General features: G+C 54.9%; 24 protein-coding genes and 3 tRNA genes. 10 read left to right on the forward strand and 17 right to left on the reverse strand.

The window, feature by feature from the left end; all coding sequences use genetic code 11:
- The 4 genes from WC598_RS14750 to cysS form a co-directional block, all read left to right on the forward strand.
- The coding region (locus WC598_RS14750; RefSeq protein WP_372962272.1) for a PLP-dependent cysteine synthase family protein at positions 1 to 562 on the forward strand (562 nt) is incomplete at its 5' end.
- Between the two features lie 2 nt (positions 563 to 564).
- Positions 565 to 1,725 (forward strand): cystathionine gamma-synthase, encoded by a 1,161-nt coding sequence (locus tag WC598_RS14755; RefSeq protein ID WP_372962273.1) that lies wholly within the window; start codon positions 565 to 567, stop codon positions 1,723 to 1,725.
- A 157-nt stretch (positions 1,726 to 1,882) separates the two neighbouring features.
- Positions 1,883 to 1,955: transfer RNA gene (locus WC598_RS14760), tRNA-Cys, on the forward strand.
- Between the two features lie 21 nt (positions 1,956 to 1,976).
- A complete protein-coding gene (gene cysS, locus WC598_RS14765) occupies positions 1,977 to 3,236 on the forward strand; it encodes a cysteine--tRNA ligase (protein WP_372962274.1) in 1,260 nt (419 codons plus the stop codon).
- 290 nt (positions 3,237 to 3,526) lie between these two features.
- Here the strand turns inward: cysS and WC598_RS14770 are convergent, their stop codons facing one another.
- Together WC598_RS14770 and WC598_RS14775 are read right to left on the reverse strand one after the other, a co-directional pair.
- On the reverse strand, positions 3,527 to 4,132 hold the full coding sequence (locus tag WC598_RS14770) for a hypothetical protein (RefSeq protein WP_372962275.1): 606 nt from the start codon (positions 4,130 to 4,132) through the stop codon (positions 3,527 to 3,529).
- 275 nt (positions 4,133 to 4,407) lie between these two features.
- Entirely contained in the window at positions 4,408 to 5,271 is an 864-nt protein-coding gene (locus WC598_RS14775; protein ID WP_372962276.1) for a methanogenesis marker 8 protein, read from the reverse strand.
- A gap of 235 nt (positions 5,272 to 5,506) precedes the next feature.
- Here WC598_RS14775 and WC598_RS14780 point away from each other — a divergent pair, with 235 nt between their 5' ends.
- Positions 5,507 to 5,806, forward strand: coding sequence for a two-CW domain-containing protein (locus WC598_RS14780; RefSeq protein ID WP_372962277.1), 300 nt, complete (start codon positions 5,507 to 5,509; stop codon positions 5,804 to 5,806).
- 97 nt (positions 5,807 to 5,903) lie between these two features.
- On the opposite strand, the gene WC598_RS14785 is transcribed toward WC598_RS14780, so the two are convergent.
- From WC598_RS14785 to WC598_RS14830, 10 genes are all read right to left on the reverse strand, one after another.
- A complete protein-coding gene (locus tag WC598_RS14785; protein ID WP_372962278.1) occupies positions 5,904 to 6,281 on the reverse strand; it encodes a response regulator in 378 nt (125 codons plus the stop codon).
- A gap of 16 nt (positions 6,282 to 6,297) precedes the next feature.
- Positions 6,298 to 6,663 carry a response regulator gene (locus tag WC598_RS14790; protein WP_372962279.1) on the reverse strand — a complete coding sequence of 122 codons (366 nt, stop codon included), beginning with the start codon at positions 6,661 to 6,663 and terminating at the stop codon, positions 6,298 to 6,300.
- 6 nt (positions 6,664 to 6,669) lie between these two features.
- Positions 6,670 to 8,322, reverse strand: coding sequence for a response regulator (locus WC598_RS14795; protein WP_372962280.1), 1,653 nt, complete (start codon positions 8,320 to 8,322; stop codon positions 6,670 to 6,672).
- Between the two features lie 136 nt (positions 8,323 to 8,458).
- Positions 8,459 to 10,063 (reverse strand): ATP-binding protein, encoded by a 1,605-nt coding sequence (locus tag WC598_RS14800; RefSeq protein ID WP_372962281.1) that lies wholly within the window; start codon positions 10,061 to 10,063, stop codon positions 8,459 to 8,461.
- Positions 10,064 to 10,241: 178 nt separating this feature from the next.
- Entirely contained in the window at positions 10,242 to 11,543 is a 1,302-nt protein-coding gene (locus tag WC598_RS14805; protein ID WP_372962282.1) for a phenylacetate--CoA ligase family protein, read from the reverse strand.
- A gap of 261 nt (positions 11,544 to 11,804) precedes the next feature.
- A complete protein-coding gene (locus WC598_RS14810) occupies positions 11,805 to 11,996 on the reverse strand; it encodes a winged helix-turn-helix transcriptional regulator (RefSeq protein WP_372962283.1) in 192 nt (63 codons plus the stop codon).
- 806 nt (positions 11,997 to 12,802) lie between these two features.
- Positions 12,803 to 13,915 carry an ABC transporter substrate-binding protein gene (locus WC598_RS14815; protein WP_372962284.1) on the reverse strand — a complete coding sequence of 371 codons (1,113 nt, stop codon included), beginning with the start codon at positions 13,913 to 13,915 and terminating at the stop codon, positions 12,803 to 12,805.
- A 243-nt stretch (positions 13,916 to 14,158) separates the two neighbouring features.
- Positions 14,159 to 14,446 carry a hypothetical protein gene (locus WC598_RS14820; protein WP_372962285.1) on the reverse strand — a complete coding sequence of 96 codons (288 nt, stop codon included), beginning with the start codon at positions 14,444 to 14,446 and terminating at the stop codon, positions 14,159 to 14,161.
- 127 nt (positions 14,447 to 14,573) lie between these two features.
- Complete coding sequence (locus WC598_RS14825; protein WP_372962286.1) at positions 14,574 to 15,503, reverse strand: ABC transporter permease; 930 nt, start codon at positions 15,501 to 15,503, stop codon at positions 14,574 to 14,576.
- Positions 15,500 to 16,327, reverse strand: a complete 828-nt coding sequence (locus WC598_RS14830; protein ID WP_372962287.1) for an ABC transporter ATP-binding protein — start codon at positions 16,325 to 16,327, stop codon at positions 15,500 to 15,502. Before WC598_RS14830 ends, WC598_RS14825 begins: the two co-directional genes overlap by 4 nt.
- Before the next feature lie 209 nt (positions 16,328 to 16,536).
- Between WC598_RS14830 and WC598_RS14835 the strand changes: the two genes are divergently transcribed.
- Positions 16,537 to 16,608 (forward strand) — tRNA-Cys (locus tag WC598_RS14835).
- A 7-nt stretch (positions 16,609 to 16,615) separates the two neighbouring features.
- Positions 16,616 to 17,659: a radical SAM protein gene (locus tag WC598_RS14840; RefSeq protein WP_372962288.1), complete on the forward strand. Its 1,044-nt coding sequence runs from the start codon at positions 16,616 to 16,618 to the stop codon at positions 17,657 to 17,659.
- 365 nt (positions 17,660 to 18,024) lie between these two features.
- Here the strand turns inward: WC598_RS14840 and WC598_RS14845 are convergent, their stop codons facing one another.
- The 5 genes from WC598_RS14845 to WC598_RS14865 form a co-directional block, all read right to left on the reverse strand.
- Complete coding sequence (locus tag WC598_RS14845) at positions 18,025 to 18,285, reverse strand: 4Fe-4S binding protein (RefSeq protein WP_372962289.1); 261 nt, start codon at positions 18,283 to 18,285, stop codon at positions 18,025 to 18,027.
- A complete protein-coding gene (locus WC598_RS14850) occupies positions 18,282 to 18,809 on the reverse strand; it encodes a 2-oxoacid:acceptor oxidoreductase family protein (protein WP_372962290.1) in 528 nt (175 codons plus the stop codon). The genes WC598_RS14845 and WC598_RS14850 overlap by 4 nt, the downstream gene beginning before the upstream one ends.
- The gene (locus WC598_RS14855; protein ID WP_372962291.1) at positions 18,802 to 19,914 is read right to left on the reverse strand and encodes a transketolase C-terminal domain-containing protein; all 1,113 of its coding nucleotides are present in this window, start codon (positions 19,912 to 19,914) and stop codon (positions 18,802 to 18,804) included. The genes WC598_RS14850 and WC598_RS14855 overlap by 8 nt, the downstream gene beginning before the upstream one ends.
- Positions 19,911 to 20,789: a thiamine pyrophosphate-dependent enzyme gene (locus WC598_RS14860; protein ID WP_372962295.1), complete on the reverse strand. Its 879-nt coding sequence runs from the start codon at positions 20,787 to 20,789 to the stop codon at positions 19,911 to 19,913. Before WC598_RS14860 ends, WC598_RS14855 begins: the two co-directional genes overlap by 4 nt.
- A 91-nt stretch (positions 20,790 to 20,880) precedes the next feature.
- Positions 20,881 to 22,080 carry a pyridoxal phosphate-dependent aminotransferase gene (locus tag WC598_RS14865; protein WP_372962292.1) on the reverse strand — a complete coding sequence of 400 codons (1,200 nt, stop codon included), beginning with the start codon at positions 22,078 to 22,080 and terminating at the stop codon, positions 20,881 to 20,883.
- Between the two features lie 257 nt (positions 22,081 to 22,337).
- On the opposite strand from WC598_RS14865, the gene WC598_RS14870 reads away from it, so the two are divergent.
- The 3 genes from WC598_RS14870 to pscS all read left to right on the forward strand — a co-directional run bounded on the left by WC598_RS14870 (position 22,338) and on the right by pscS (position 24,496).
- The gene (locus WC598_RS14870; RefSeq protein ID WP_372962293.1) at positions 22,338 to 22,679 is read left to right on the forward strand and encodes a hypothetical protein; all 342 of its coding nucleotides are present in this window, start codon (positions 22,338 to 22,340) and stop codon (positions 22,677 to 22,679) included.
- Between the two features lie 351 nt (positions 22,680 to 23,030).
- Positions 23,031 to 23,102: transfer RNA gene (locus WC598_RS14875), tRNA-Cys, on the forward strand.
- Between the two features lie 29 nt (positions 23,103 to 23,131).
- Positions 23,132 to 24,496: an O-phospho-L-seryl-tRNA:Cys-tRNA synthase gene (pscS, locus tag WC598_RS14880; RefSeq protein ID WP_372962294.1), complete on the forward strand. Its 1,365-nt coding sequence runs from the start codon at positions 23,132 to 23,134 to the stop codon at positions 24,494 to 24,496.
- Position 24,497 lies beyond the last annotated feature (1 nt).

The following is a 24,497-nucleotide window of genomic DNA, read 5'->3' on the forward strand; positions in this document are numbered from 1 at the left end:
CCCGGGCTCGTTTGTTCCCAACCAGTTCAAAAACCCCGACAACCCGGCTGCCCACTACACGACCACCGGCCCGGAGATCTGGCGGGATACCGATGGCAAAGTCACCCACTTTGTCGCAGGGATCGGGACCGGGGGAACGATCTCGGGGACCGGGCGGTACCTGAAGGAGAAGAATCCCGCTATCAAAATTATCGGGGTCGATCCCGAGGGATCGATCTATCACCATACGTTCTATGGTACCGAGCCCGAGACCGGGCCGTATAAAGTCGAAGGGACCGGGGAAGACTTCATCCCGGAAACCGTTGACCTCAGCGTTGTTGACGACATCATCGTTGTCGGGGATGCGGATGCATTCCGGATGACCCGCCGGCTTGCCCGGGAAGAGGGCCTTTTCGTAGGCGGGACTGCGGGGGCATCAGCCTTTGCGGCAGCCGGTTTGTCCCGCACGCTCAAAAAGGATGACATCGTTGTTGTTCTCTTCCCGGACACCGGCAGGAATTACCTCTCCACGATCTTCAATGACGAATGGATGAAAGCAAACGGGTTTGAGGATGTGATCTGAACATGGCCTTTGCAACGGATGCCGTGCATGCTGGCGAGGAGCCGGTCTTCACCGGGGGCGCAAGCGGCGATGTTGTTGTCCCGATTCACCTCTCGTCCACGTTTGCCCGGAAGGATGTCGATGCTCCCACCGGTGGGTACGAGTACTCCCGGAGCGGGAACCCGACACGGTTTATGCTGGAGAAGAAACTCGCGGCTATCGAGGGGGCAGCCTACGGCCTTGCCTTTTCCTCGGGACTTGCAGCGGAGACCACCGTCGGCCTCTCCCTCTTAAAGAAGGACGATCATGTGGTTGCATTCGATGACCTCTACGGGGGGACAAGGCGGCTCTTCAATACCGTCTTCCACGACAATTACGGGGTCGGTTTCTCCTACGTGGATGCCCGGAATCCCGAGAACGTGAAATCGGCGATTAAGAGAAACACCCGCTTCATCTGGCTCGAATCCCCGACCAACCCCCTGATCCGGCTCTGCGATATCCGGGAGATCTCGGGTATTTCCCACGATGCCGGAATTCCGGTCATCGTAGACAACACCTTTGCAAGCCCGTACTTCCAGCAGCCGATTGCCCTTGGTGCGGACATCGTGGTCCACAGCACGACCAAGTACATCAACGGTCATTCCGATTCGGTGGGCGGGGCGGTCATCCTTTCGGACGAGGACCTGTACCAGAAGATCCGGTTCAACCAGAACGCGGCAGGAGCGATCCTATCCCCGTTCGACAGTTTCCTGGTTGCCCGGGGCATCAAGACGCTTGCCCTGCGAATGGAGCGCCATATGAAAAATGCGCTCGCGATTGCAGAGTACCTTGCCGGCCACGAGAAAGTACGCGAGGTCTCCTACCCGGGACTCCCCTCCCATCCGCAGCATGCCCTTGCACAAAAGCAGATGAGCGGGTTCTCCGGGATGGTCTCGTTCGAGCTGAAGGGAGGAAAGGCGGAGGCACGGAGGTTCCTGAAAAACCTGAACCTCTTTGCCCTGGCCGAGAGCCTCGGGGGCGTTGAGTCCCTCATCGAGCATCCCGCCACGATGACGCATGCCTCCATCCCGAAGAACGAGCGGGAGAAGGTTGGCGTGAAGGACTCGCTCGTCCGGGTGTCCGTGGGTATCGAGAATGCTGAGGATCTCATCGCGGATCTGGAGCAGGCCCTTGCAACGATCTGACTGAGGAGATGTGAATGAAGGTGTAATTAATATGCAAATATGGTGGAAGTTCAGGTATACCCGGAAAGGGCATCCCTGAACTTCAAGAACCGTGATGTGAATAAAATTGTCCTGATCCGGCACTCCGGGACAGGGCGGATGAACCAGACAAATTGGAGCCGGTGTGGCAGAACGGTTAATGCCTTCGCCTGCAAAGCGGATGTTTGGGGGTTCGACTCCCTCCGCCGGCGTCAAAAATAGGGAGATTGGAAATGGATCTGTACAGTACGCTCACACGAACCGTTGAACCGCTTGTGACTCTTCATCCGGACAGGGTTTACATGTTTGTCTGCGGTCCCACGGTGTACGACTACTCGCACATCGGGCATGCCCGGACCTATACGGTTTTTGACGTACTGGCCAAGTACCTCCGCTGGACCGGAAAGGAGGTCTTCTATCTCCAGAACATCACGGACGTGGATGACAAGATCATCAACCGGGCAAACGAAGAGGGTATATCCCAAAATGCCCTTGCCCGGAAGTTTGAGCGGGAATACCTGCGGGACATGCAGACCCTCGGGATCAACGCGGTCAGCTATTATGCCCGGGCAACCACCCATATCCCCGAGATCATCGACCAGGTGGAGCGCCTGATCGCAAAGAATGTGGCCTATGTCACGGAGACCGGAGTCTACTTCAACCTGGACACGTTCGATGGCAACGGGGAACTCTCGGGCCAGGAGCGGGCAAAACGTGTCAGCCGTGTAACGGATGCCTCGAAGCACAACCCGCACGACTTTGCGCTCTGGAAGACCGGGGAGTATGGCGAGTACACCTGGGACTCCCCATGGGGCCGGGGCCGGCCCGGATGGCATATCGAGGATACCGCTATCTCTGAGAAGTACTTCGGCCAGCAGTACGATCTCCACGGCGGGGGTCTGGACCTTATCTTCCCGCACCACGAGGCGGAGATCGCCCAGATGGAGTCGCTCGAAGGCAAACACCCGATGGTGAAGTACTGGGTGCACACCGGGTTCCTCACGGTCAAAGGTGAGAAGATGTCCAAGTCGCTTGGGAACTTCGTCACTATCCGGGACGCCCTGAAAACCTGGAACCCGGATGTGCTCAGGTATTTTATCCTCCTCTCCCACTACCGCTCGCCGCTCCAGGCAACTGATGAGGGTCTGGCAAATGCAGCAAAAGGGCTCGACCACATCCGCGCCGTGGCTACGAAGGACACAGGTGTGAATGCAGAGGGAAGAAAGGCCTTTACTGATGCAATGGAGGCGGACCTCAACACGCCGATGGCGCTTGCGGCAATCCAGAGCCTTGCCGCAAGCGGGGATATTGAAGCCCTGCGGGAGTATGGGGCAATCCTTGGGATCAACTTCCTCAAGGAGACGAGCGCTCCTTTGAGTGTTCTCCACGAGATCCGGAGCGAGCTCCGGGCAAAGAAGCAGTTCGAGGTTGCGGACCTGATCCGCGACCGGATGGTTGCAGCAGGCATCAACATCACCGACGCACCGCTCTGATAATTCTCCTCATGTCCCAGCCGGATATTACGGGCATGCCTGGAAGACCCGGCCGATCTCATCGCAAACCTTCGGCATGCTCTTTATGGGATCTGATCGGGCAGATAGCACTCTTTTTTGACAGACCCGCAACAGGCATCTGCCGGAGGTCTGAACCTCGTTCCCTTGGTTCCCTGACCAACATCGGAATATGAGAAGAGTTGTGTTACGTAACCGGGAAAGATTGGCCCGGGACGGGAATGTACCATCTCTCTTGCCCGCCCGGGCCCTGTTCGTCTGCTTTGCTGTTCTTAGTTCGCGGGCATCTTCTTTCCAGAACATCCGGCGTTCGTGCACTGGGACATGCACTGAGGGAGCATCATCTGGATCTCGCAGAGTGCCTTTCTCATGCGGGATTCCGAGCATTTGGAAGCCATGGCCGGCATCTTCATGCATTCGGTTTCCATGCACTGGGACATGCACTTTGTGATCATCATCTGCATCTCGCTCATGGTCTTCATCATGGAAGTGCCCATGCACATCGAGTCCATGCGCTTTGCATCCATGCATCCGGCATCCATACACATGGCGTCCATATGACGGGAGATCATCATCTGCATCTCGCTCATGCATTTCATGGTGGGAGCGTCCATGCACTTCATGTCCATGCACTTCATCATCATCATGCTGAGATCCTTCATGGATTTCATCATGGATGCATCCATGCCCTTTGCGTTCATGCAGTCCGTCATCATCATGCTGAGATCCTTCATGGACTTCATCATGGGAGCGTTCATCTGCATAGAATCCATTGACCGGGCGGTCATGCACTGCGCCATGCACTGGGACATGACAGCCTGGAAATCACAGACTGCCTTCTCCATCCGCATGTCCATACACTTTGCTGCAGTCATCATGGTTTTCTGACTACAACAATCACTGTGTTTAGCACCTTCTGACTTCATCATGGTCAATCCTTATCCTTCGGGCAGGCAATCCTGCCGCAACAGGCATATCCGCGATATAATTGCTAAATAGGTCTCATTTCAGCAATTTTTGTCAGAAAGATCACAATCCGGGTAAATAGCGGAAAAATTGCTGCACTATTGTACTATCTTCCGATCAGCGGGGGTTATTGACCGGGATTGTTTTGAGGAACTCCGGGACGTATGCTCCTTATAAAAAAAAGGGATCAGATGAGTGGATCAGGCTGGCTTGCATCGAGGGAGGGGAGACGGGTTGGTTTGATGAGGACCGGCTCATTGCTCTGCCGGATCTTTTCGATGATGATCTCTTTTCCCCGGTTCGTGAGGGCAAAGATCGGTACCGAGACCCCGGCCTGGACGAGCGCGTGTGCACCGGCAACTTCCCGCACCGTCTTCGAGGCGCATGCGGTCATAAGGTCTGCTGCTGCAACCATATCCTCTGCCTCCTTACGGGTGAGCCCGGTCACGTGGACCCCGAAGATGAGGGTATCCGGGTAGGCCTCCCGTATCTTCCGGGCAACCTCCGGCCGGGCAACGCTGACCGCAATTTTCCTGTAGCCCTCTTCGTGCGCCCGTTTTACACCCGCGAACTGGTCGAGTGCGGCATGATCCTTATCCACGACAATTCCCCCGTTCTCCTCGATGCGCCGGATCACCTCCGGAATCGGGCTCGTTGAGAAGAGCCCGGACATTCTCCCCCCGACCCCCTGGATCATGGCCGGTTTCTGTACGATGACGGTCCCGGCGCCGTCACAGGCAAGCACGGCGGCATCGATAAGGCCGGCCCGGGATGCAAAGCCGAGCAGTTCCGTTGCACCGAATCCCACGAACTCCCGGGTATCGAGCACATCCCGGCGGGGCGTGCACATGCCGAAGGCTTTCATACGGTGCTCGATGTTGGCCCGGACTGCGTCCTTTGTGATTTCCGGAACCGGGTGGGCGAACCGTTTTGCAAGCGGGCACTCCTTTATTCTGGCTTCCCCGATCTCAACGATGATGCCGTCCCGGATCACGATCCGGGACCTGCCGATTGCCTCAATGATATGTTCATCCGGTTGCGCTGGTGTCATGATCCTCTCCACTGCTCCTTGCAGGAAAAATCCCGGAAAAATGCAAGGAACCTGAGTTAATCCGTATGTCAACCCGTGCCAATATCCATGTGGAGATTGCGGCAAGAATTGCCCCTTACTCCCGCTACCCGGATTTCTCCCCGGTTATCCGCCCGCCTCATCCGCGTGGTTGTCTTCTGGGTAAATCTTACCTGTTTCTGTTCCTTTTTATGGGTACGGGGACAAGTGATCCAGTATGACCATACAAAACTGCTGGGAGTTCAAGAACTGCGGCCGCGAGCCCGGGGGAGCAAAGACCGCAGAGCTCGGGGTCTGCCCGGCATCAACGGAACACCGGACCGACGGAGTCAACCATGGAAAAAACGGCGGCAGGGCCTGCTGGGCAATCAGCGGTACCATGTGCGGGGGCAGGGTCCAGGGAACATATGCAGCAAAGATCGGCAACTGCCTCAACTGTGAATTTTACCAGCGGGTACAGCGCGAAGAGAAACCCCGGTTCGAGACTTCGGCAAAGATCCTGGAACGGATAACCTGATACCGCAGCCACCGATCAGGTATTTGAAAAAACGGTATTGCAGATATTATCATTGCCGGTCATGTTGCCTGACCTACACCCTGCTGTTTTCCCCCTTTCATGGGAGGGCCAGTTTAATCGCGATCCGTAACTGGTTATCGTCAAACGGTTTGCGGACAAAACCGTACGGTATTGTCTGTTTGATCAGTTCAAGGGAAGCATCATCATCGCGCGCAGTCAGGAAGATGAATGGGATGTCGGTCTCAACTGAGAGCAGGTGGGCAAGCCCGATACCATTCATCTCTCCCCTTATGCCGATATCAAGGATTGCCAGATCCGGGTTGATCTCTTTCATCTGCTCAAGTGCTGTTGCCCCGTCCGCTGCGGATCCGCAGACCTCATAGCCCAGCTTCGCAAGACGTGCCCTGAGGACCCGGACAATAACCGGATCATCCTCAACGATATAGATTCTATGCCGCGGTGTTTCTGCATTCATAGAAATCCCAACCGGATTACCTGGCAGCCATCTCGATAGCTGCCATGAGATCCTTTTCATCAAATGGCTTTACGAGATAGCTTTTCGGGTTCGTCCCTTTGGCCCGCGAGATCGTCTCCTTATCCATGTTGGCGGTCAGAAAGATGACGGGGATACCAAACTGCCTCCTGACAATATCCGCAACGGCAATACCATCCATCTCACCCCGAAGGTTGATATCCATCAGGATCACGTCCGGAAGCAGCGTGGCGATCATCCCCGGGGCCTCTTCTCCACTCGCAGCCCGCCCAATGAATTCATACCCCAGTTTCCGGACTCTCCACTCCGTGGTTTTCGCCAGTACCTCATCATCTTCAACAATAAATATCCGTAGTTGTGTCATTCTCTCTCACCTCATTATCACCGCATGGTCCGATCCGGTTCCTGCAGTGGTAGTTACCCCCTGATTCCTGCGGATTGCCATCCGTCTCCCGCTGCCGGGGATTGTCATCTCAAACCGTGCTCCTTTCCCCGGCGTGCCCGTCTCTGCAATGGAAATGCCCGTGATGGAAAGTATCTCCCGGACGAGAAACAGGCCCTGCCCGGTATTTTTTCCATAGCCCTGCTCGAAGATCCGCTCCTTGAGATGATCAGGAACACCGATACCGTCATCTTCGCAGACCAGGATAAGACTGTCCGGCAGTTCCTGCGTATGGAACCGGATCGTGGTTAAGGTCTCCCCGTATCGCTGTGCATTGTCGAGCAGGTTATAGACCACTTTCTCAAACAGCGGATCGGCATAGATCTCGGTGTCCGGGACATCGATCGCAATTGCGATATCCCGGTGATCGATCTGCGATTCCGCACGCTCCACAATCTCCACAATCCCCTGCCACTGGGGGGAATTGATCCCGATATTCTGGTACTCCCGGGTAAACGTGATCTGCTGCTGGATCTTTAAGGTGGAGCCTTTGATCTCATTGAGGAGGTCCGTTGTCTCCCGGTCCCTTGTGATATCGAGCGCCATATCCTCTAATCCGAGCAGCCCGGCAACCGTGTTCAGGATGTCGTGCCGGATGATGTTATTCAAGAGGTTCAGCTTGTTGTTTGCGGAGCGGAGTGCATCTCCCATCTGCCTGAGTTCCGTGATATCCTGTTCGCGCTCCATGAGCTCGAGCGCGATAGAGATGTTATCGGTCAGTTCGAGAAGAAGTTGCACCTCCTCTTCATCGAAGAACCGGGGTTCCTGTGCATGGAACGTCATTGCGCCGATCACCCTCTCCCCGATACGGAGCGGAAACGCTGCGCTCGACCGGAACCCGCTCTCCGATAGCTGGTCCTTAAATTGCGCAAACTGCGGATCTTCGCGGTTGTCCGCAATAACGTAATACCGTCCCTCGCTCACGGCAATACTCGTGGGGGGCGCATCCAGCGGCAGTATGTCACCCGGCTCTGCCGGGGGCAGGGACGGGTCTCCTACGTTGCTGCAATGGGCTACCGCGTCAAGAGAACCGTGCACTGATCCGATCAGCCCTGCCCAGACCATGAGAAATCCCCCCTCCTGGACTGCAATCTGGCAGGCTTCCGCGAGGAGGGCCTTCCGGTCCCGGATGTAGGCTGCCGCCTCGTTGGTCCGGGAAAGAACGGCATACAGCCGGGCAAGGTGTTTGATCTGTTCACCGGACTGGCGGCGCTGGACCGCCGACCGGATCTTGTGGGATAGTTCGGCAAACTGGGATTTGGGCTCCCCGCCTTTCTGGAGGTAGAAATCAACGCCGTTGTTCAGGGCGTCGACTACAACGTCCTCCCGGCCACGGCCGGTGAAGATGACGAAGGGAAGTGTCGGATAGCGTGAACGCACTTCCTTGAGAAACTGGATGCCGTTCATCTCCGGCATGTCGTAATCCGAGAGGACCGCATGGTACGACACCTGTTCGAGCCGTTCCAGTGCCTCAGGACCTGAATTGCATGTCTCAACAGAGAAATTCCCAATCATCTCAAGGAAGAGTTTTCCTATATCCCGCAGGGCCGGATCATCGTCAACGTAAAGGACTGATATCATTGTTCTTTCCTGTGTGGTCGTGTACTGGATTTCTGGTTGACATTTCTGCTACTGGTCTGAATGAGGGGGGAGCCGGTCTCCCTCATCCGGATTATTACATCCCATCTTCTCCTGTGGAATGGTCTGGAACGGGCAATCATCGGATCCCCTTTAAAGGAGGAGCACGGAATTTCTCCTTCGGTACAATGATCTCGAACCGGGCCCCTCTTCCGGTCTCACCCGTCTCCCGGATCTGGATCGCGGTGATTGCAAGGATCTCCCGGGAGAGGAATAGGCCAAAACCGGTGTTTTTGTAGAATTTCCGGTTGAAGATATTCTCCTTCTCATTTTCCGGTACCCCGTCGCCATCATCCTCGCAGGTGATGACGAGTCCCTCGTCCGATTCCCGGGCAGTGATCTTCATCCGGGTTGCGGTCTTTCCATGGTTTTTGGTGTTTTCGAGCAGGTTGAAGAACACCTTTTCGAGCAGGGGATCGGCAAAGATCTCGATTGTGCCCGGTTCTGATCTGACCGTGATCTGTCCCATGCTCGCAGTACCGATTGCCCGTTTTACAACCTCCTGCACATTCTGCCAGATCGGGGCCTGGACGCCGATGTCCTGGTACTCCCGGGTAAACGTGATCTGCTGGCGGATGCTCTCAACTGCCCTGTCTTCTTTCCCGATATACTCAAGCATTACTGAATCGGTTGCATGCATTCGTGCCAGCTCGATGTATCCTCCAAGAGCCGTGAGCTGGTTCAAGGTATCGTGGCGTGTTATGTTCGAGAGCAGGTTGAGTTTCTTGTTTGCCAGCTGGAGGGCATCGCTCAGCCGGGTGAGTTCGGCAATACTGTACTCTTTCTCCATAAGCTCGAATGCCAGGGACAGGTTGTCTGTCATCTCACTCAGCAGCTGGATCTCCTCCTCGCTGAAGAAGGCGGGTTCCCCTGCATGGAAGGTCATTGCCCCGATTACCCTGTTGCCAATCCGGAGGGGGAATGCAGCACTTGAGACAAATCCGTTTGCCAGCAGCTGTGTGCGCCACGGGGCCAGGCGGGGATCGTGCCGGTTGTCGGTGCTGGCATAATACAATCCCCTGCGGATTGCAATACTGGTGGGAGCGGCATCAACCAGAAGGGTATCGTCCCGGGGGGAAAGGGCATCAAGCCGGTCCCCGGTTCTGTTGCAGTATGCTACGGGTTCAAACCACCCGGTGTCCCGGTGGATCAGTCCGATCCAGACCATCAGGAAGCCACCATCATGAACTGCCACCCGGCAGGCTTCTTCCATCAGCGTGTTCCGGTTCCTGAGACTTGCTGAAGCCGTATTAATCTGCGAGAGGATGCGGTAGAGTCGGGCCAAGTGCCCCTCCAGCCGGGCCGACTGGCGGCTGTTGACAAGAGACGAGATCCGAATGGCCAGTCCGGCGAATTGTGTCTCCGGAGCTTCTCCTTTGCGCTGGTAAAAATCAGCACCGGTATTCAGGGCATCCAGGATAACCTCTCCTGCGTTTTCCCGTGTGAAAAAAATAAAGGGGAGTGACGGGCTGGAATTTTTTATTTCCCGGAGAAGTTGTATCCCGTCGATGGTGGGGGGAGCATTCTCTGAAATGATGGCATCATATGCCGTCTGTCCCAGCCGTTTTCGTGCTTCTTGTGTGGACCTGCCGGTATCGACAGCGAAATAGCCGGATCCCTCAAGAGAATTCTGAAATCTCTCAAGGAGTCCGAAGTCATCGTCGATATAGAGGACGGATATCATGTTTTTTTCCTTCCTTTGATCTGCCGTTTTTTACTAACGGCTGTTTTTTATGTTCGCATACCGGTGTTTCAGGAACCCGCAGGCTGCACGCCGTGATGTGGAATGGCGAGCGTCCTGTCATAAACACCCTGGCCGGGAGGCATATTCGATTGAAAAAAGGCAGATGAATCCGGGAGAATTATTCCCAGACATTTGCCCGTTTGTCAATGATCCTCTTGGCCTTGTGCGTCTCCCGTGGGAGGGTTCCCGGCGGGTGCACTATCACCTGTGCAGTCACGCCAAGCCGCGCCTTGATTGCCGTTGCAAGCTGGACTTGTACTTCTGCCGGTTTCTTCTTCGTGTTCTCCACCTCAATGGTCAGGATATCGAGATGTTTTGCCCGGTCCACGATGAGCCGGTACTCACCGGTCAGGTAATCTGCGCCACGGACCACAGCCTCGACATCGCTCGGGAAGACGTTCACCCCCTTGATGATGAGCATGTCGTCAGTTCTTCCGTGGATGCCGTGCAGGCGCTTGTGCGTCCGGCCGCAGTCGCATTTCTCATCGGTATACGTGACAATGTCGCCGGTCCGGAAGCGGATGAGGGGGCGGGCACGTTTCTTTAACGTTGTCAAGACCATCTCCCCGCGCTCGCCTTCCCCGACCGGTTCACCGGTTTTGAGGTCGAGAACCTCTACGATCATGTGGTCTTCTTCGATGTGGATGCCCGATTTCTCTCTGCAGGACCCGGCACAGGCCCCGAAGATATCGGAAAGGCCATAGTATTCGTACAGGTCTGCGTTCCAGAGCGCCTCGATATTTTCCCGGGTCTCCTTAATCGCTCCTCCGGGTTCCCCCGAGCAGATGATGTTCCGGATACTGAGGTCCTTTGCCGGATCGATACCCAGTTTCTTTGCCGTCTCTCCCAGGTACCAGGCAAAGGATGGTGTCGTCCAGGTCCAGCCGGGCTGGAACTGTTTGACAAAGGCGAGCAGCCGCTCGGACGGGATGGAACCGGCATGGATGCTGAGGGCCCCGAGTTTCTGGGCACCAAGAACGCAGGGCCCCCCGATGAAGAGCGAGAAGTTCAACGCATGGATGTACCGGTCGGTCTTCCGCATGCCGCTCCTCCAGAAAAGGCGGGCCTGGCAGTCGATGAAGTCCTCGAAGTCCTGTGCCGTAAAGGGCGAGGCAGTCGGAACCCCGGTGGAGCCGCTCGATGCGGAGATGTACACGATCTCTCTCTCGGGCACGGCTGTGAGATCCCCGAACGGCTCGCTCGCCTGCTGGCGCTCCCGGATGGTCTGCTTGGTAAGGAACGGCAGGGCCTCTATCTCCTCCACGGAACTGAGTTTCTTTGCGGGCAGTACTTTCTTGTAATACGGGGACCCCCGGCGGGCAAACGCAATCTCGCTGTTTAAGAGTTTCAGCTGGTATTTCTCCAGATCCTTCCGGGGCATGGTCTCAATTGTCTTGTCCCAGTATTTTTTCTCGGTCATGGTAAACCTCAGTAGGGTAATCGGGCACGGGAGGATCTCCCGGAACGATTACGCGTATCTCACATCCGGTTGGTCCGAATCGAAATATACCCGGAGATAGGAGACAGTTTTGCCGCAATTCTCGCTTTTTGCTGATACGGGTGCAATGCAGGCAGAGCGGGCCTTCCAAAAACAAAACCGCCTGACCGGCAGCAAATGATGGGTATTGAACCCCTTACGGGGCTGCATGTGAAAAAACAAGGGGATGCATGGGGGGCCGCATCATACAGCGCTCACCTCGGACAAGGGCTTGTTCAGCCCATAGAGGCTCTGGCGGGCGTCAATGAAGTAGTGGCGCTCGATGAGGAACTGCTCTTCCTTAAGCCTGTTCAATGCGTACCGGACAGTCCTTGACGGGAGGGAGGTCTCACGGATGAGATCCTTCTGGGTAAGCTGTCCGCCCGATTCCAGCACTTTGAATACGAGCTTTGCCGATGGCGGCAGGTGCCCGATCTGTGCGATTCTGCTGTTATTGCCGTTGGTGTTTACAACAAAAACGATCCCTCATAGTGGATCACCATAACAACATCTCTGTTCACAATTGTTAAGTATTTCGGTTCCCCTGCGCAAAGAATATCCATGAAAAATCAGATGAAATTCAGTAAATATTGTTCTGTTTCAAAAATTATCCAATATTATTCAGATTTCAGTCCGCTCCCGCCCCCGTGAAAAATATGCCTGTTATGCATATTGGGCACATACTCCATTCCCCCCGCGCATTTTGGAATTTCGTCCGGCCGATGACCGATGACCCTGTACGGGGGGAAGTTTCCCGGTGGGGCATCAGCCTGCAAAATTTCCACGTGTCCGGCATCTGTGGCCCAGAGCGGCGAAACCGTGCCTTTCAGGGAGTAAACAACCGGGAGGTGATGATCAGCGGGTCGCAGGTGGAGGCGATCGCGGCAACGATACCTGCGGGAAATAGATCGGCGTGACATACGTACAGTTGCGCAGCGGGCTGCTATATATCCCGGTACAGCGGCAAAAATATCCTGTTCCGCCGGACTTTGGTATCTTCTCGTGGGAATGGTTGGTGGAACACCTTTCACACAATCTTAACAAATTATCGTGTGGTCCGGAATATCAGGGCATTTTCGTCAGGGATTCCACCGAATGTTGAGAGGGACTCCGTCCACATTTCCTGCTGTATATCACGAGCGATGAGTATCCAAGTGACCAGGAATATTAAAAGTAAATAAAAAAAAGAAGGTGACGATTCTTCATTCATTCAGGGTAACATATACCGTCTGTTGTGTCTGGTAGAATGCATCGGCCGGGTTTGCCCTGGTGAGCTCATCCAGCGCCTGTTTGTACACCGTCCTGTCGATATGATCGTCAATGTTGACCGACGTGTTGATGTAGTTCATGTTCTTCATCATCGTATGGATCCTGTCAATACCCTTGGTGTTCGGGTCCGGGGAATTGTAGGTTTTCCCGTTGGTCATTGCCTCTTTTAAGACGCTCTTGTCGACACTCACGTATTTACCTACGACATCAACGGACGCATCAGGGTTTTCTGACAGCCACTTGTAGGATTCGATTAACGCTTTCTCGAAGCGGACATACGTGTCGCGGTTCTTTGACAGTTCATCGGTCAGGACTGCGATCCTGCAGCAGGGATGCCTGGGATAGAAATCACCGGTGTACAGCACAACACGAAGCCCCTGGCTCTCGGCCAGCTCCATGTAGGGGGTCCAGACCAGTCCGGCGTCGACTTTCCCGGCCTTGACCGCTTCAAGTACCGCTGAGGGGGACGCGAGTTCCTGGATCGTGATATCCTTCTTCAGGTCAAGACCTGCCTTTGTGAGCGCATCGCGGAAGTGGATATCCCCGGTGGATGCCCTGACTGTTGCAATGGTCTTTCCTTTGAAGATTGCTAGATCTGCAGGAGTGGTCAGGTTCCTGTACTGGTCAGCCTTGTCAGCCGTGACAACGAGACCTGCCGCATCCCCGTCAAGACCCCCGATGATGGTCTCATTGGCGCCTTTCGAGATGAAGACCAGCGGCGTTAAGCCAAAGCCGCCGACATCCACCTTCTTGGCAAGAATGGCATTGGTACCTTCGGCACTGTTCTGGAACTGGAAGAGCGAGACATCGAGGCCCTGTTTCTCAAAGAAGCCTTTCTCCTTTGCGATGAATATAAGGGCGTGCCCGTTGTTCGGGAGATACCCGACATTCAGGGGGGTCAACGGTGCTGCTGTGGTTGCTGGTGCCTGCGTAGAGGATGGTGCGGTTGTTGTGGATTTTTCCGATCCCGTGCATCCGGCAATGACTGCCATACCAATGACGAGAATGGCCAGTACGATGAGTAAGTACGAACTGTTTTTCTTCATGAATTAATCTCCTGTTTACGGCGTATCACGCAGACATTCCGGAAAATCCCGGGGGAATGGAGTGTGTCTTTACGGATCCGTTTGAACGGGTGTTCCGTCAAAACAACCGGCGGGATGTGAGATACAAATCAGCGGATTGCCTGTATACCATCGGGAAAAATAAATTAAATACGTGGACTTGTGAGCAAAAAAGCACCAGAAATCCTATAATCCGCAAAAACGCGGCAAATAGTGCACGTGATATTATTCGACAATCCGGAGCTCGAATGTGCCTTCAACGCAGGAGCCTGAAAAATCAAGAAAATTGGTAAGATTATCCGACATCTCTGTCGAGAGTGACTTTGAGAGGTAGATGATGATATGGGGTTTTTTCTCCGGGTTTTTCTTCAGTTCCAGGTATACCTCCTTGAAGACGAGAAGGAGGGTACGGAAATTGACCCGCCGTATGATCCTGATATGGCTGGTACCGTCGGGATCGATCAGGACCCGGTAACTCGCGGTCTTTTTGAAACAGGGATCGGCAGGTTCCATAATAAATCCAGTCAGGTGTATGTTCATTTTCCGTCCGTAATCATCAGGACCGTCTGAACAACTGTTATTATCCATTCCGTTTGGATGGTCCGGTATATGTATCCTTTTTTACCGGCAGGAACTGCCTCTACTCGGCCTGCTGCCATCGCAGGCAGTACTGCTGGATCCGGTCAAAGAGAAACATGACCGCAATAACAACAAGCCCGATCAGGATCATTCCTGCGATCACCTTGTCGTAGTTTGCGAACTGGTGGTTATACTCGATGTACCACCCAAGACCGGACGTGGCGGCGATCATCTCTGCAACGGTAATGCTGATAAAGGCCATAATCAGGGAGATCATTGAGCCGGAGAAGATCGAGGGCATGGCACCCGGCAGGAGGATGCGGCGGACCATCTGGTAATCGGACAGTCCGAGAGTCCGGGCGGAGTTGATAATCCGGTGGTCCACGGCAAAAACACCGTAAATGGTACCCACAAGGATCGGCCAGAATGCCCCGATGAAGATCAGGAAGACCGATGCAGATGCAAAGGTCGGGAGGAGAACGATAGCATAGGGCAGGTAAACGGTGGGCGGGATAGGAGAAACGGCTTTTGCAATAGGGTATGCCACATCAAAGAGTCGTCGTCTCCACCCTATGTAGAGTCCCAGGGGAATCGCGAGAGCAAGGGCAAGACCATAACCAATGACCATGATGCCCAGCGATCCCACCGCACCGTACAGCATCAGCTGCCAGTCGGATACAAAAACCTGGAAAACCTGCGCCGGGCCGGGAAAGAGGAGCGGATCCAAAAGGGACAATTTCCCCAGGAGAACTTCCCAGAGGAGCAGGATTACGGCAATGACGATGAAGATGTCTGTTACTGCCCTGGTGTTCTTTTTGCAACCCACCAATCCCGCAGTGAACAGGACCGCGAGCAGAACCAGTACCCCGAAAAATGCGCTGGCATCCGATGCAGCCTGGCGGGGAGAGCCGGGTACCAGCACCTGTACTGCCAGTGCGACTGCAAGGAGCAGGTATACCGTTATTGCGGTCCGTGGGATTTTTTCGGTCATGCCAGTCCCCGGAAATTCCGCTCCTGTTGCGCGATCTCTCCCATCATCTCGCAGTAGAGTACCGAGAGGAGATGCGATTTGAGTGCAAGGTACTCTGCCGTTGCCCCAAGGCTCTTGCGGCACCGGGGCCGCAGGAACGGGACATCGATCACTTCCTTGATCCTTCCCGGAGATGGTGTCATGACTGCAATCTTATCCGATAAGAGGAGTGCCTCATCCACATCGTGGGTGACAAAAAGAACCGTCTTGTGCCGCTCTCCCTCAGACCAGAGGTTCAGCAGGAGATCCTGCATATAGATCCGGTTAAGTGAATCAAGTGCGCCGAAGGGTTCGTCCATTAAGAATACTTTCGGGTTCATGGAGAACATGCGGGCAATGGAGACCCGCTGCCTCATTCCCCCCGAAAGGGTGTTGGGGTACGCGTTCCGGAATTTTATCAGACCTACCAGGTTGAGATACTCGTCGGCCTGTTTCTCAATCTCTGCCCTGGTATGGCTGCCTCCGGTATGCTCGATGGCAAAGCAGATATTTTCAAATGCCGTCATCCAGGGAAAGAGAGAATAATCCTGGAATACGGTTCCCCGGTCTGTCCCGGGGCCGGATACCGGTTCCTGATCAATGAGAACCGAACCGGTTGTAGGAGTCTTCAGTCCCGATACAATATCGATAATAGTGCTCTTGCCGCACCCGGACGGGCCGATAAGGGAGATAAAATTCCCCTCGTTGATGGTAAGGTTGACATCGGAAAGCGCAGTGTAACGGGAACCGTTGCTGCCGTACTGCATGCACAGGTTGTCGAGTGTTATGGTTGCCAGAATGGTCACCTCCCTGAGAGGGAGTTCCGGGCATAAGGCCCGTACATAGTTGGTAATCGTAATTGGGGGAAAACCGACTTATAGTGTAATAACCGGGCAATTCTTGACGACAGTGTCCCGGTTTCACTCATTTTGCGGCAAAACCTGCTGACAGATTATTATTAAAATAATTCTGTGGCTAACAGGAGAAATGCAGCTCAATTCCTGTGAATGATGCTGCCAAGGTGGCGGAGTGGCCACGCGGCTGACTGCAGATCAGCTACATCCCGGTTCGAATCCGGGCCTTGGCTTTCTATTATGGGTATCAATACAGACTCCGGTCCGGAGTCTTTTTCCGAGGCTCACCTGGATCATGGCCTGACCGCTGAAGCAAAAGCCCTCCTGATCAATATCGGCAGTGCAGACATTGATCCCTCCCTCCTCCCTACCCGCTTCAGGACAACCGCTACGGCCGGTCCCGGGGCCGGGGGATCCTCGTTCTTCCTCCGATCCGGCGATCATCGCGTCCGGCTTTCGATCAAACCGGAATCGTCCCTGAAGATAATCCCCTGGAAGGAGGGAGTCGCAGTCCAGAAAGGAGGCCGTATCATTGCATATGGCCAGCTCGATCTGCCTCTCTGCCATTGCCCGGAGCAGGCGTATATCACGGTGAGCGAACGGTGTATTTTTGACTGCAAATTCTGCCCGGTGCCCCGGCTGGATGGGAGGGTGAAGACGATCGATGAGATCACCACCCTTGTCGAGGCTGCACGGAACCAGGGCCCGGTCCGTGCCATATCCCTGACAAGCGGCGTTGCTGAATCGCCGGAGAAGGAAGCGGAATACATGGTCCGTGTTGTCCGGCATCTGGCCGCCCGGTTTGATGTGCCGATCGGTGTCTCGATCTATCCCACGGAAACCTCATCGCAGGATCTGAAGGATGCCGGCGCCAGTGAGATCAAATACAATGTGGAGACCCTGGACCGGGAGACCTTCCGGCGGGTCTGCCCTGGCCTCTCGCTGGAGGCGATTCTTGCGGCTCTCGATGAGGCCGTCGGGATCTTTGGCAGGAACCATGTATCCTCAAATTTCATTCTCGGGCTTGGCGAGACGGACGCCTGTGTAGAGGAAGGGATCGAGACCCTTGCGTCCATCGGTGTGATCCCGAACCTGCGCCCGATCTCGCCGCACCCGCTCCGGAACGGGGAGATCGTGGTGGAACGCCCATCACCCACCCGTCTCCTGAATCTGGCCCGGATCAACAAAGCTGCCCTTGAACGCCACGGGCTTGACGTGCGGGCTGCAAAAACCATGTGCCTGCCCTGTACCGGCTGCGACCTGACGCCACAGCGGGATCTCTGAACAATTCTCACGGTACTGCCCGTGCACCTGGTTGCATCCACTCGGTTCCACCGGCCCCGGCCCGCCGAAATGTACCCATGCGACCCCTCTCCCACAAAAATAGTCTAATACACTTCATATTATGACGTGATATGTACGTAATTTTTCACGAAACCCAAAATCGGTAATGGGGGGTCGCATGGGTACATTTTATTGTTGCAGACCGGGTTGCATAGGCCGGAATGAGAAAATTATTACGGGAAACTTCTGGATAACCCCGGATCCGTTGTGATGATATTCCCCCATCCTGCCCCCGCACACACTCTAAAAAGGCCAACTTGTGAACTCAACAATATCCCGGGAGCGTGTTCCTGTGGCCTCGAAGGTTATTTTTCTTCGCGGATCATGGCAACCGCTTTTTTCGGGCACTCGTGTGCACAGATCCCACAGCCCTTGCAGTAGACGAGGTCGATGATAAGATTATGGTCAATCACCGCATCCGGGCAATACAAAGCGCATAACCCGCATCGGTTGCATCTCTCCTGGTCAACAACCGGGAAAAAGACCCGCCAGGAGCCGGTCCGGCCGGCAGACCCTTCAACCGGCCTGCTGAAGGCAAAACGATCCCGTTTTTCATGTGCGGTCATACCCGCACCTCATGGTATGCAGCCTCGGCTGCCCGGATATTGCGTTCATCTGAAAACATGCTTCGGATAGCGGATTTTGCCGAATCTGCCGAGACGATACCGGTTCCTGCCAGTGCACCGATAACCGGGGTATTGAGGATCGGGTTTCCGGCAACTACGAGATTTTCCCGGAGAGCAATGCCGGTGAGATCGACATAGCTCGTAACATACCCGAAAAAATCTTTTTTGTGTGTGCTGTTGATGAGAATTTTTCCCCCGGTTTTGAGACCATGCAATACATCGACGCTCTGCATGACACTCTGGTCAAGTACAACGATCAGATCCGGATTCCGGATCTGGCTGTAGATCCGGATCGGATGGCTATCGATCCGGACATAGGAGACAACCGGTGCGCCCCGACGTTCCGCACCGTAGAACGGGCAGGCTGTTGCATAATTCCCGTCATGAAGCGCTGCCATGGCAAGGAGCCGGGCAGCGGTCACACCTCCCTGTCCTCCCCGCGAATGGATACGGATCTCATACATGTCCGTTCACCCCGAACCAGTACTCTTCGCCAATCCGACGGTTCCGGATGAAACCGGCAATGTCATCGTAGGTGACTTCCTGGCCGCCAAGACCGGCAATCACGCTGAAAACATTCACCATATTCTTTGACCGGATGGAATGGGCGAGCACGCCTCCAAAGCCGAACGAGTAGTCGCGGTCGATCACGACAACGTCCTTACCGGCCAGGTCGAGTTCCGGGAACGGGCGGAACCAGCGCAGGCGCAGCGATCCCGCGTTGATGCCCTCTTCCCGCAGGATATCAACAGCAACTTCCGCCTCTTTTCCGAGAGTGCCAAGTGCGATGACAACAACATCCGCATCGCTGCACCGGTATTCTTCCGTCAAGCCATATGAACGGCCAAACCGTTGTGAGAATACCGCCTGAGTCTCTTCAATCACGCGGACCGCGTCCCGCATTGAGCGCTCGATCTCCCATCGGAACCGGAAATAATCGGCCGGCCCGGCAATCGTTCCATATCCCCGGGGATTTTTGGGATCGATCGTCTCGGGCAGGTGAATCGGTGGTATGAAATCCCCGGGTTCCACCGTATCGAGTGGCTGCATGATATGGGAGAGGGTAAAACCGTCAAGATTCACCATCAACGGCAGCAGCACGTCATTGTGCTCGGCTATCCGGAATGCCATGAGGATGGTATCGTAGGCTTCCTGGACGGTCGAGACATACACCTGGAGCCATCCGGTGTCGCGCTCCTGCAGTGCATCGGTGTGCTCGGCCCAGAGGTTCCAGCCGGGAGCAAGCGACCGGTTCACGTTTGCCATCACGATAGGCAGGCGGGCACCCGCTGCCCAGTTGGTCATCTCGTGCATGTAGAGAAGACCCTGGGAGCTGGTTGCCGTAAACGTCCGGCCTCCGGCAATACCTGCCCCGATGCAGGCAGCCATCGCGGAATGCTCGCTTTCCACGGCAATGTACTGGCTGGCGAGCTGGCCGTTTGCTACATAATCCGCAATGGTCTCCACGATCTCGGTCTGGGGGGTGATGGGGTAAGCTGCAACAATATCCGGTTTTGCAACCCGGACCGCTTCGGCAACTGCCTTGTTGCCGGTCACGATCTTTTTCATAATGCCTCCTCCCGGGTGGCGAGACTATGGAAATTTTCTGCGATCTGCTCCTTGAGCAGTTCTACGGTTTTTTCATCAATGCCCTTAAACCGGCCCTGCAATGACAGGTAATCTTCAAGCGGGACCGGTTTTTTCATCGCTGTTTTCGTGGGGGCGCTTATTGCAAGTTTCCCGTACTCGCGTTCCCAGAGCGCCCACATGCCGGACTTCACGGCAAGCCTACCCACCTCTACTGTATTCTCCGATGAGTATCGCCATCCCGGGGGACAGGGCGAGAGAACGTGGATGAATGTCGGGCCATGGAAGGTGAGAGCCTTCTTTACTTTCCGGAACAGGTCCTGGGGATACGAAGCGCTTGCGGTTGCCTGGTAGGGCGGATTGTGGGCGGCAATGATCGCATCGATGTCCTTTTTCATCTCAGTTTTTCCTACCGGGGTAGTCGTAGTCCTTGCACCCAGCGGCGTTGCACCGGATCGCTGCATGCCGGTATTGCCGTATGCCTCGTTGTCATAGCAGATGTACAGGAAATCCGTCCTGCGCTCAAAAGCGCCGGACATTGCCTGCAAACCGATATCGAGTGTTCCCCCGTCGCCGGCATAGACAATCACCCGGGTCTTTCTGCCGGTGGCCTGGAACAGGCTGCTAATACCCGAGGCACATGCAGCTGCTGCACCAAAGGCTATGTTGACTACGGGAACCGCATATGCCGTTTTCGGGTAGATGCCCTGGAAGGCTGCCGTGCAGCCTGCGGGCATGACCAGCACACTATCCGGACCAGCCGCCTTGAGAACGTATCGCAGGGTAAGCGAGTCTCCGCACCCGGCACAGGCCGAGGTGCATTTCAGGATGTATTCTTCTGTAGGAATTTCTGTGATTATTGCCACCTCCTTCTGGTATTCAATAGAATCGTTGTCATTGTCAGAGGTTCCCGCAATCGTGATCTGCTGGTTTTGTGAATCTCCCGGATCATGCCAGCTGTTTCATACGGCGGCAGGCTTCCTCCAGGGTCTCATCCCTCTTGGAGAACGTGAACCGGAGTTTCGTCTCACCGCCTTCGTGGTAGAATGAACTGCCGGGCACAGCGGCGACACCTGCGGTTTCGATGAGATGGCGGGCAAATTCCACATCGTTTTTCTCAAAACCGGCAATATCGGTGAATATGTAATAGGCACCCTGCGGCAACTCACAGGCAAACCCGGCATCGCGGAGGCCTTTGTAGAGAATCTTCCGTTTGCGGTCGTACTCGGCCGCAAGTTCCTTGTAGTACGATTCCGGAAGGCGGAGAGCCGCTGCACAGGCCTGCTGGAGCGGGGCCGGGGCACCTACCGTCAGGAAATCGTGAATCTTGCGGATCCGTGCTGTCAGGTCCGGATCCGCAAGGGTATAGCCGACCCGCCACCCGGTGACGCTGTAGGTCTTGGAAAAACTCCCGATCGTAATGGTCCGGTCCTGCATCCCGTCAAGCGATCCAATGGAGACGTGTTTCCTGCCATCGTAGAGGATGTGCTCGTAGATCTCATCGGTGATGGCGATCACGTTGTGATCAACACAGAGATCGGCGATAAACGAGAGTTCCTTCTTTGAAAAGACTTTTCCCGTCGGGTTGTTGGGGGTGTTGAGAATAATCGCTTTTGTTGTGCGGGAAAATGCGTTTTTCCACGCCTCTTCATTAATGGAAAAATCATCTGCAAGAGAAACATAGTGGGGGACCGCCCCCGAGAGGACCGTATCGGGGCCGTAGTTCTCATAGAACGGCTCCGGTACGATCACCTCCTCTCCGGGGGATATGACTGCAAGGAGCGAGGCAAGCATCGCCTCGGTTGAACCGCAGGTGACGGTGATCCCGGTTTCGGGATGGAAATCCATTCCATTATAGGTTTTAACTCTCTTTGCGATCTCTTCGCGGAGTTCTTTTGAACCCCATGTGATCGCGTACTGGTTTACGTCCGCATTCACCGCCTCGCATGCTGCGGTTTTGAGTTCTTCCGGGCAGGGAAAGTCCGGAAATCCCTGTGCAAGGTTGACTGCACCGTGTTTCAGGGCAAGCCGGGTCATCTCCCGGATCACGGATTCCGTGAAGACATCCGCACGTGAAGCCTGGAGTGCACGGGCTGGAATCGATCGGGTAGTGGAAGTTTTTGGGGTTTTTACACGAGTCCCTGTCACATCTCATGTTGTTGCCCTGACATGACTTAATTCACAAGATTGGAGAAATTTTTGCCGCAATCCCTTCGTGAGGGGGCCTCTGATGACCGGTTGATTCGTACCATACACCCCAGTGAATTGCGATGAATGGTGAAACGATATTCTTCCGGAACAAGAGCATTTTCCGGCAATATGCAGCAATACTTGTCGGAATTGGGGATTTGATATAAACATGAACCATAACTTATCCGTTCACTTCCGTGAACACGAAGTGCAATATGACTTTAAAACGAAAAAACCTCGCAGCGTTCACGATCATCCTCGGGATACTGACCCTGATCCTGATCGTATCCGCATTTGCGGAGAAAGCGCACGGGGACCATCTGCCGGAACGAAACGGCCGTGGCACCGCCGGGTCCATCATTACCTTTGGTGTCCCGGTAGGAATTCTCATCCTTCTATCTGCCGTTTCAGGTTTCACCCGCAGACAGAACCGATATCGGAATACCGCCGGCACACTGTCCAGCTCCGATCAGGCCTGTTGTCCGGCCATGATCGATCAGATCCCTTTGGTATGGCCGATGCGATTGCCGTACTGCCGGATACCGTCATTCATCTGACCGGAAATCCTGGGAGTATGTCGTTTTTCCTGGAGAATTACATCCCCGATACTAGATCCCGTGACCGGTCTCTGGCAGGATAAAATGCGTCCGGGCGAATCTGTTCTCGGAACTTTTGATGTATTCCTTTTTTTATCCGCCATCGGATCCGTGCCCGGAGTCATCAATAAAATTACCGGCACGTATTATCACACCGCGTGCATTATCTCTCCTAATCATACAAAAATCCTGTAAAATTTTCATTTATCGTCGGAGGATGAGATCGGGAAAAACCTGCCGATGACCGAACCTATAAATATTCACAATTGTTATTTAGTATGGTAAGATTCACAATCGTGAATCAAACATTATGCCAGTGTGGCGGAGTGGTTACGCGGCTGATTGCAGATCAGCTACATCCCGGTTCAATTCCGGGCGCTGGCTTTATCACGTAAAAAAACAGGTGAACCACTATGAGTATCAGGATCCAGAAAACATTCGAAGCCCTCTTCGCGCTCGAAGAGATTCGGCAGCTCTTCCGCGACTCGCTCCCCACCGGGTTCGATGCGGATGAGGAGGCCGCATTCCGGCAGCGGATTGCCGAAACAAAAGCGATCCTTGCTGATCTTGAGGCCGACACCGGCACCCCGAAAGTGACAAAGATTGCCGGTTCCATTGACCTGAGAACAAGAGAAGAGGAAGCCATCAACATCCAGCCGATCCAGGCCGCAGGCCGGCTGACCCTCGAGGCAAGGAAGGCCCTCATCTCCTATGGCGACGGGTACTCAACGTGTGACGCCTGCCGGAAACCGTTCCGGCTCGATAAAATTTCCAAGCCGGGTATTGCCGAGTTCCATGCCGACCTCGCAAAGTTCGTGGGGATGGACCATGCCCGGGTAGTCCCCGGGGCACGCCGGGGGTTCCAGGCCGTGACCGGCACGCTCGTCAACAAAGGTGACACCGTGGTAGTTTCCGCACTCGCCCATTACACCGAGTTCCTCTCGGTCGAGAATGCGGGCGGGGTTGTTCGGGAAGTGCCGCTCAATGCCAAAAATATCGTGACCGGCGAAGCAACCGCAACGAAGATCGAGGAAGTCAAAGCCGAGACCGGAAAACTCCCCGTGCTTGTCATGATCGATCACTTCGATTACCAGTTCGCCAACGAGCACGAGGTTAAAGAGATCGGGAAAGTCGCCCACCAGTACGACATCCCCTTCCTCTACAACGGGGCCTACACGGTCGGCGTGATGCCGGTCAACGGCAAGGCAATCGGGGCGGATTTTGTTGTCGGCTCCGGACACAAGAGTATGGCATCGGTCGCGCCATCCGGAGTACTGGCGATGACCGACGAATGGTTACCAAAAGCCCTCCGCACCACCGCAATGGTCGGGGATCTTACCAAACGAAAATTCGGTATCAAGGAAGTCGAGATGCTCGGTTGCACGCTGATGGGAGGGACGCTGCTCTCGATGATGGCATCGTTCCCCACGGTCAAAGCCCGGACCCTGAAGTGGGACGAGGAAGTGAAGCGATCCAATTACTTCATCGACCGGCTCCTGAAGATCAACGGCAGCAAAGTGTTGTCCGAGTACCCAAGGAAACACACCCTCACAAAAGTCGATACAACCGGAAGCTTCGACACGGTGGCCCAGACGCACAAGCGCCGCGGGTTCTACTTGAGCGATGAACTCTCGTCCCGCGGGATCGTTGGCGAATTTGCCGGCGCAACCCGGACCTGGAAACTGAACACGTACGGCCTCTCGGACAAGAAGATCCACTACCTGGCGGATGTCTTTTCAGAGGTTGCAGAAAAACACGGCCTGAAGGTATCTCCATGAG

It is taken from the genome of Methanoregula sp. (assembly GCF_041645475.1).
Taxonomy (GTDB): Archaea; Halobacteriota; Methanomicrobia; order Methanomicrobiales; family Methanospirillaceae; genus Methanoregula.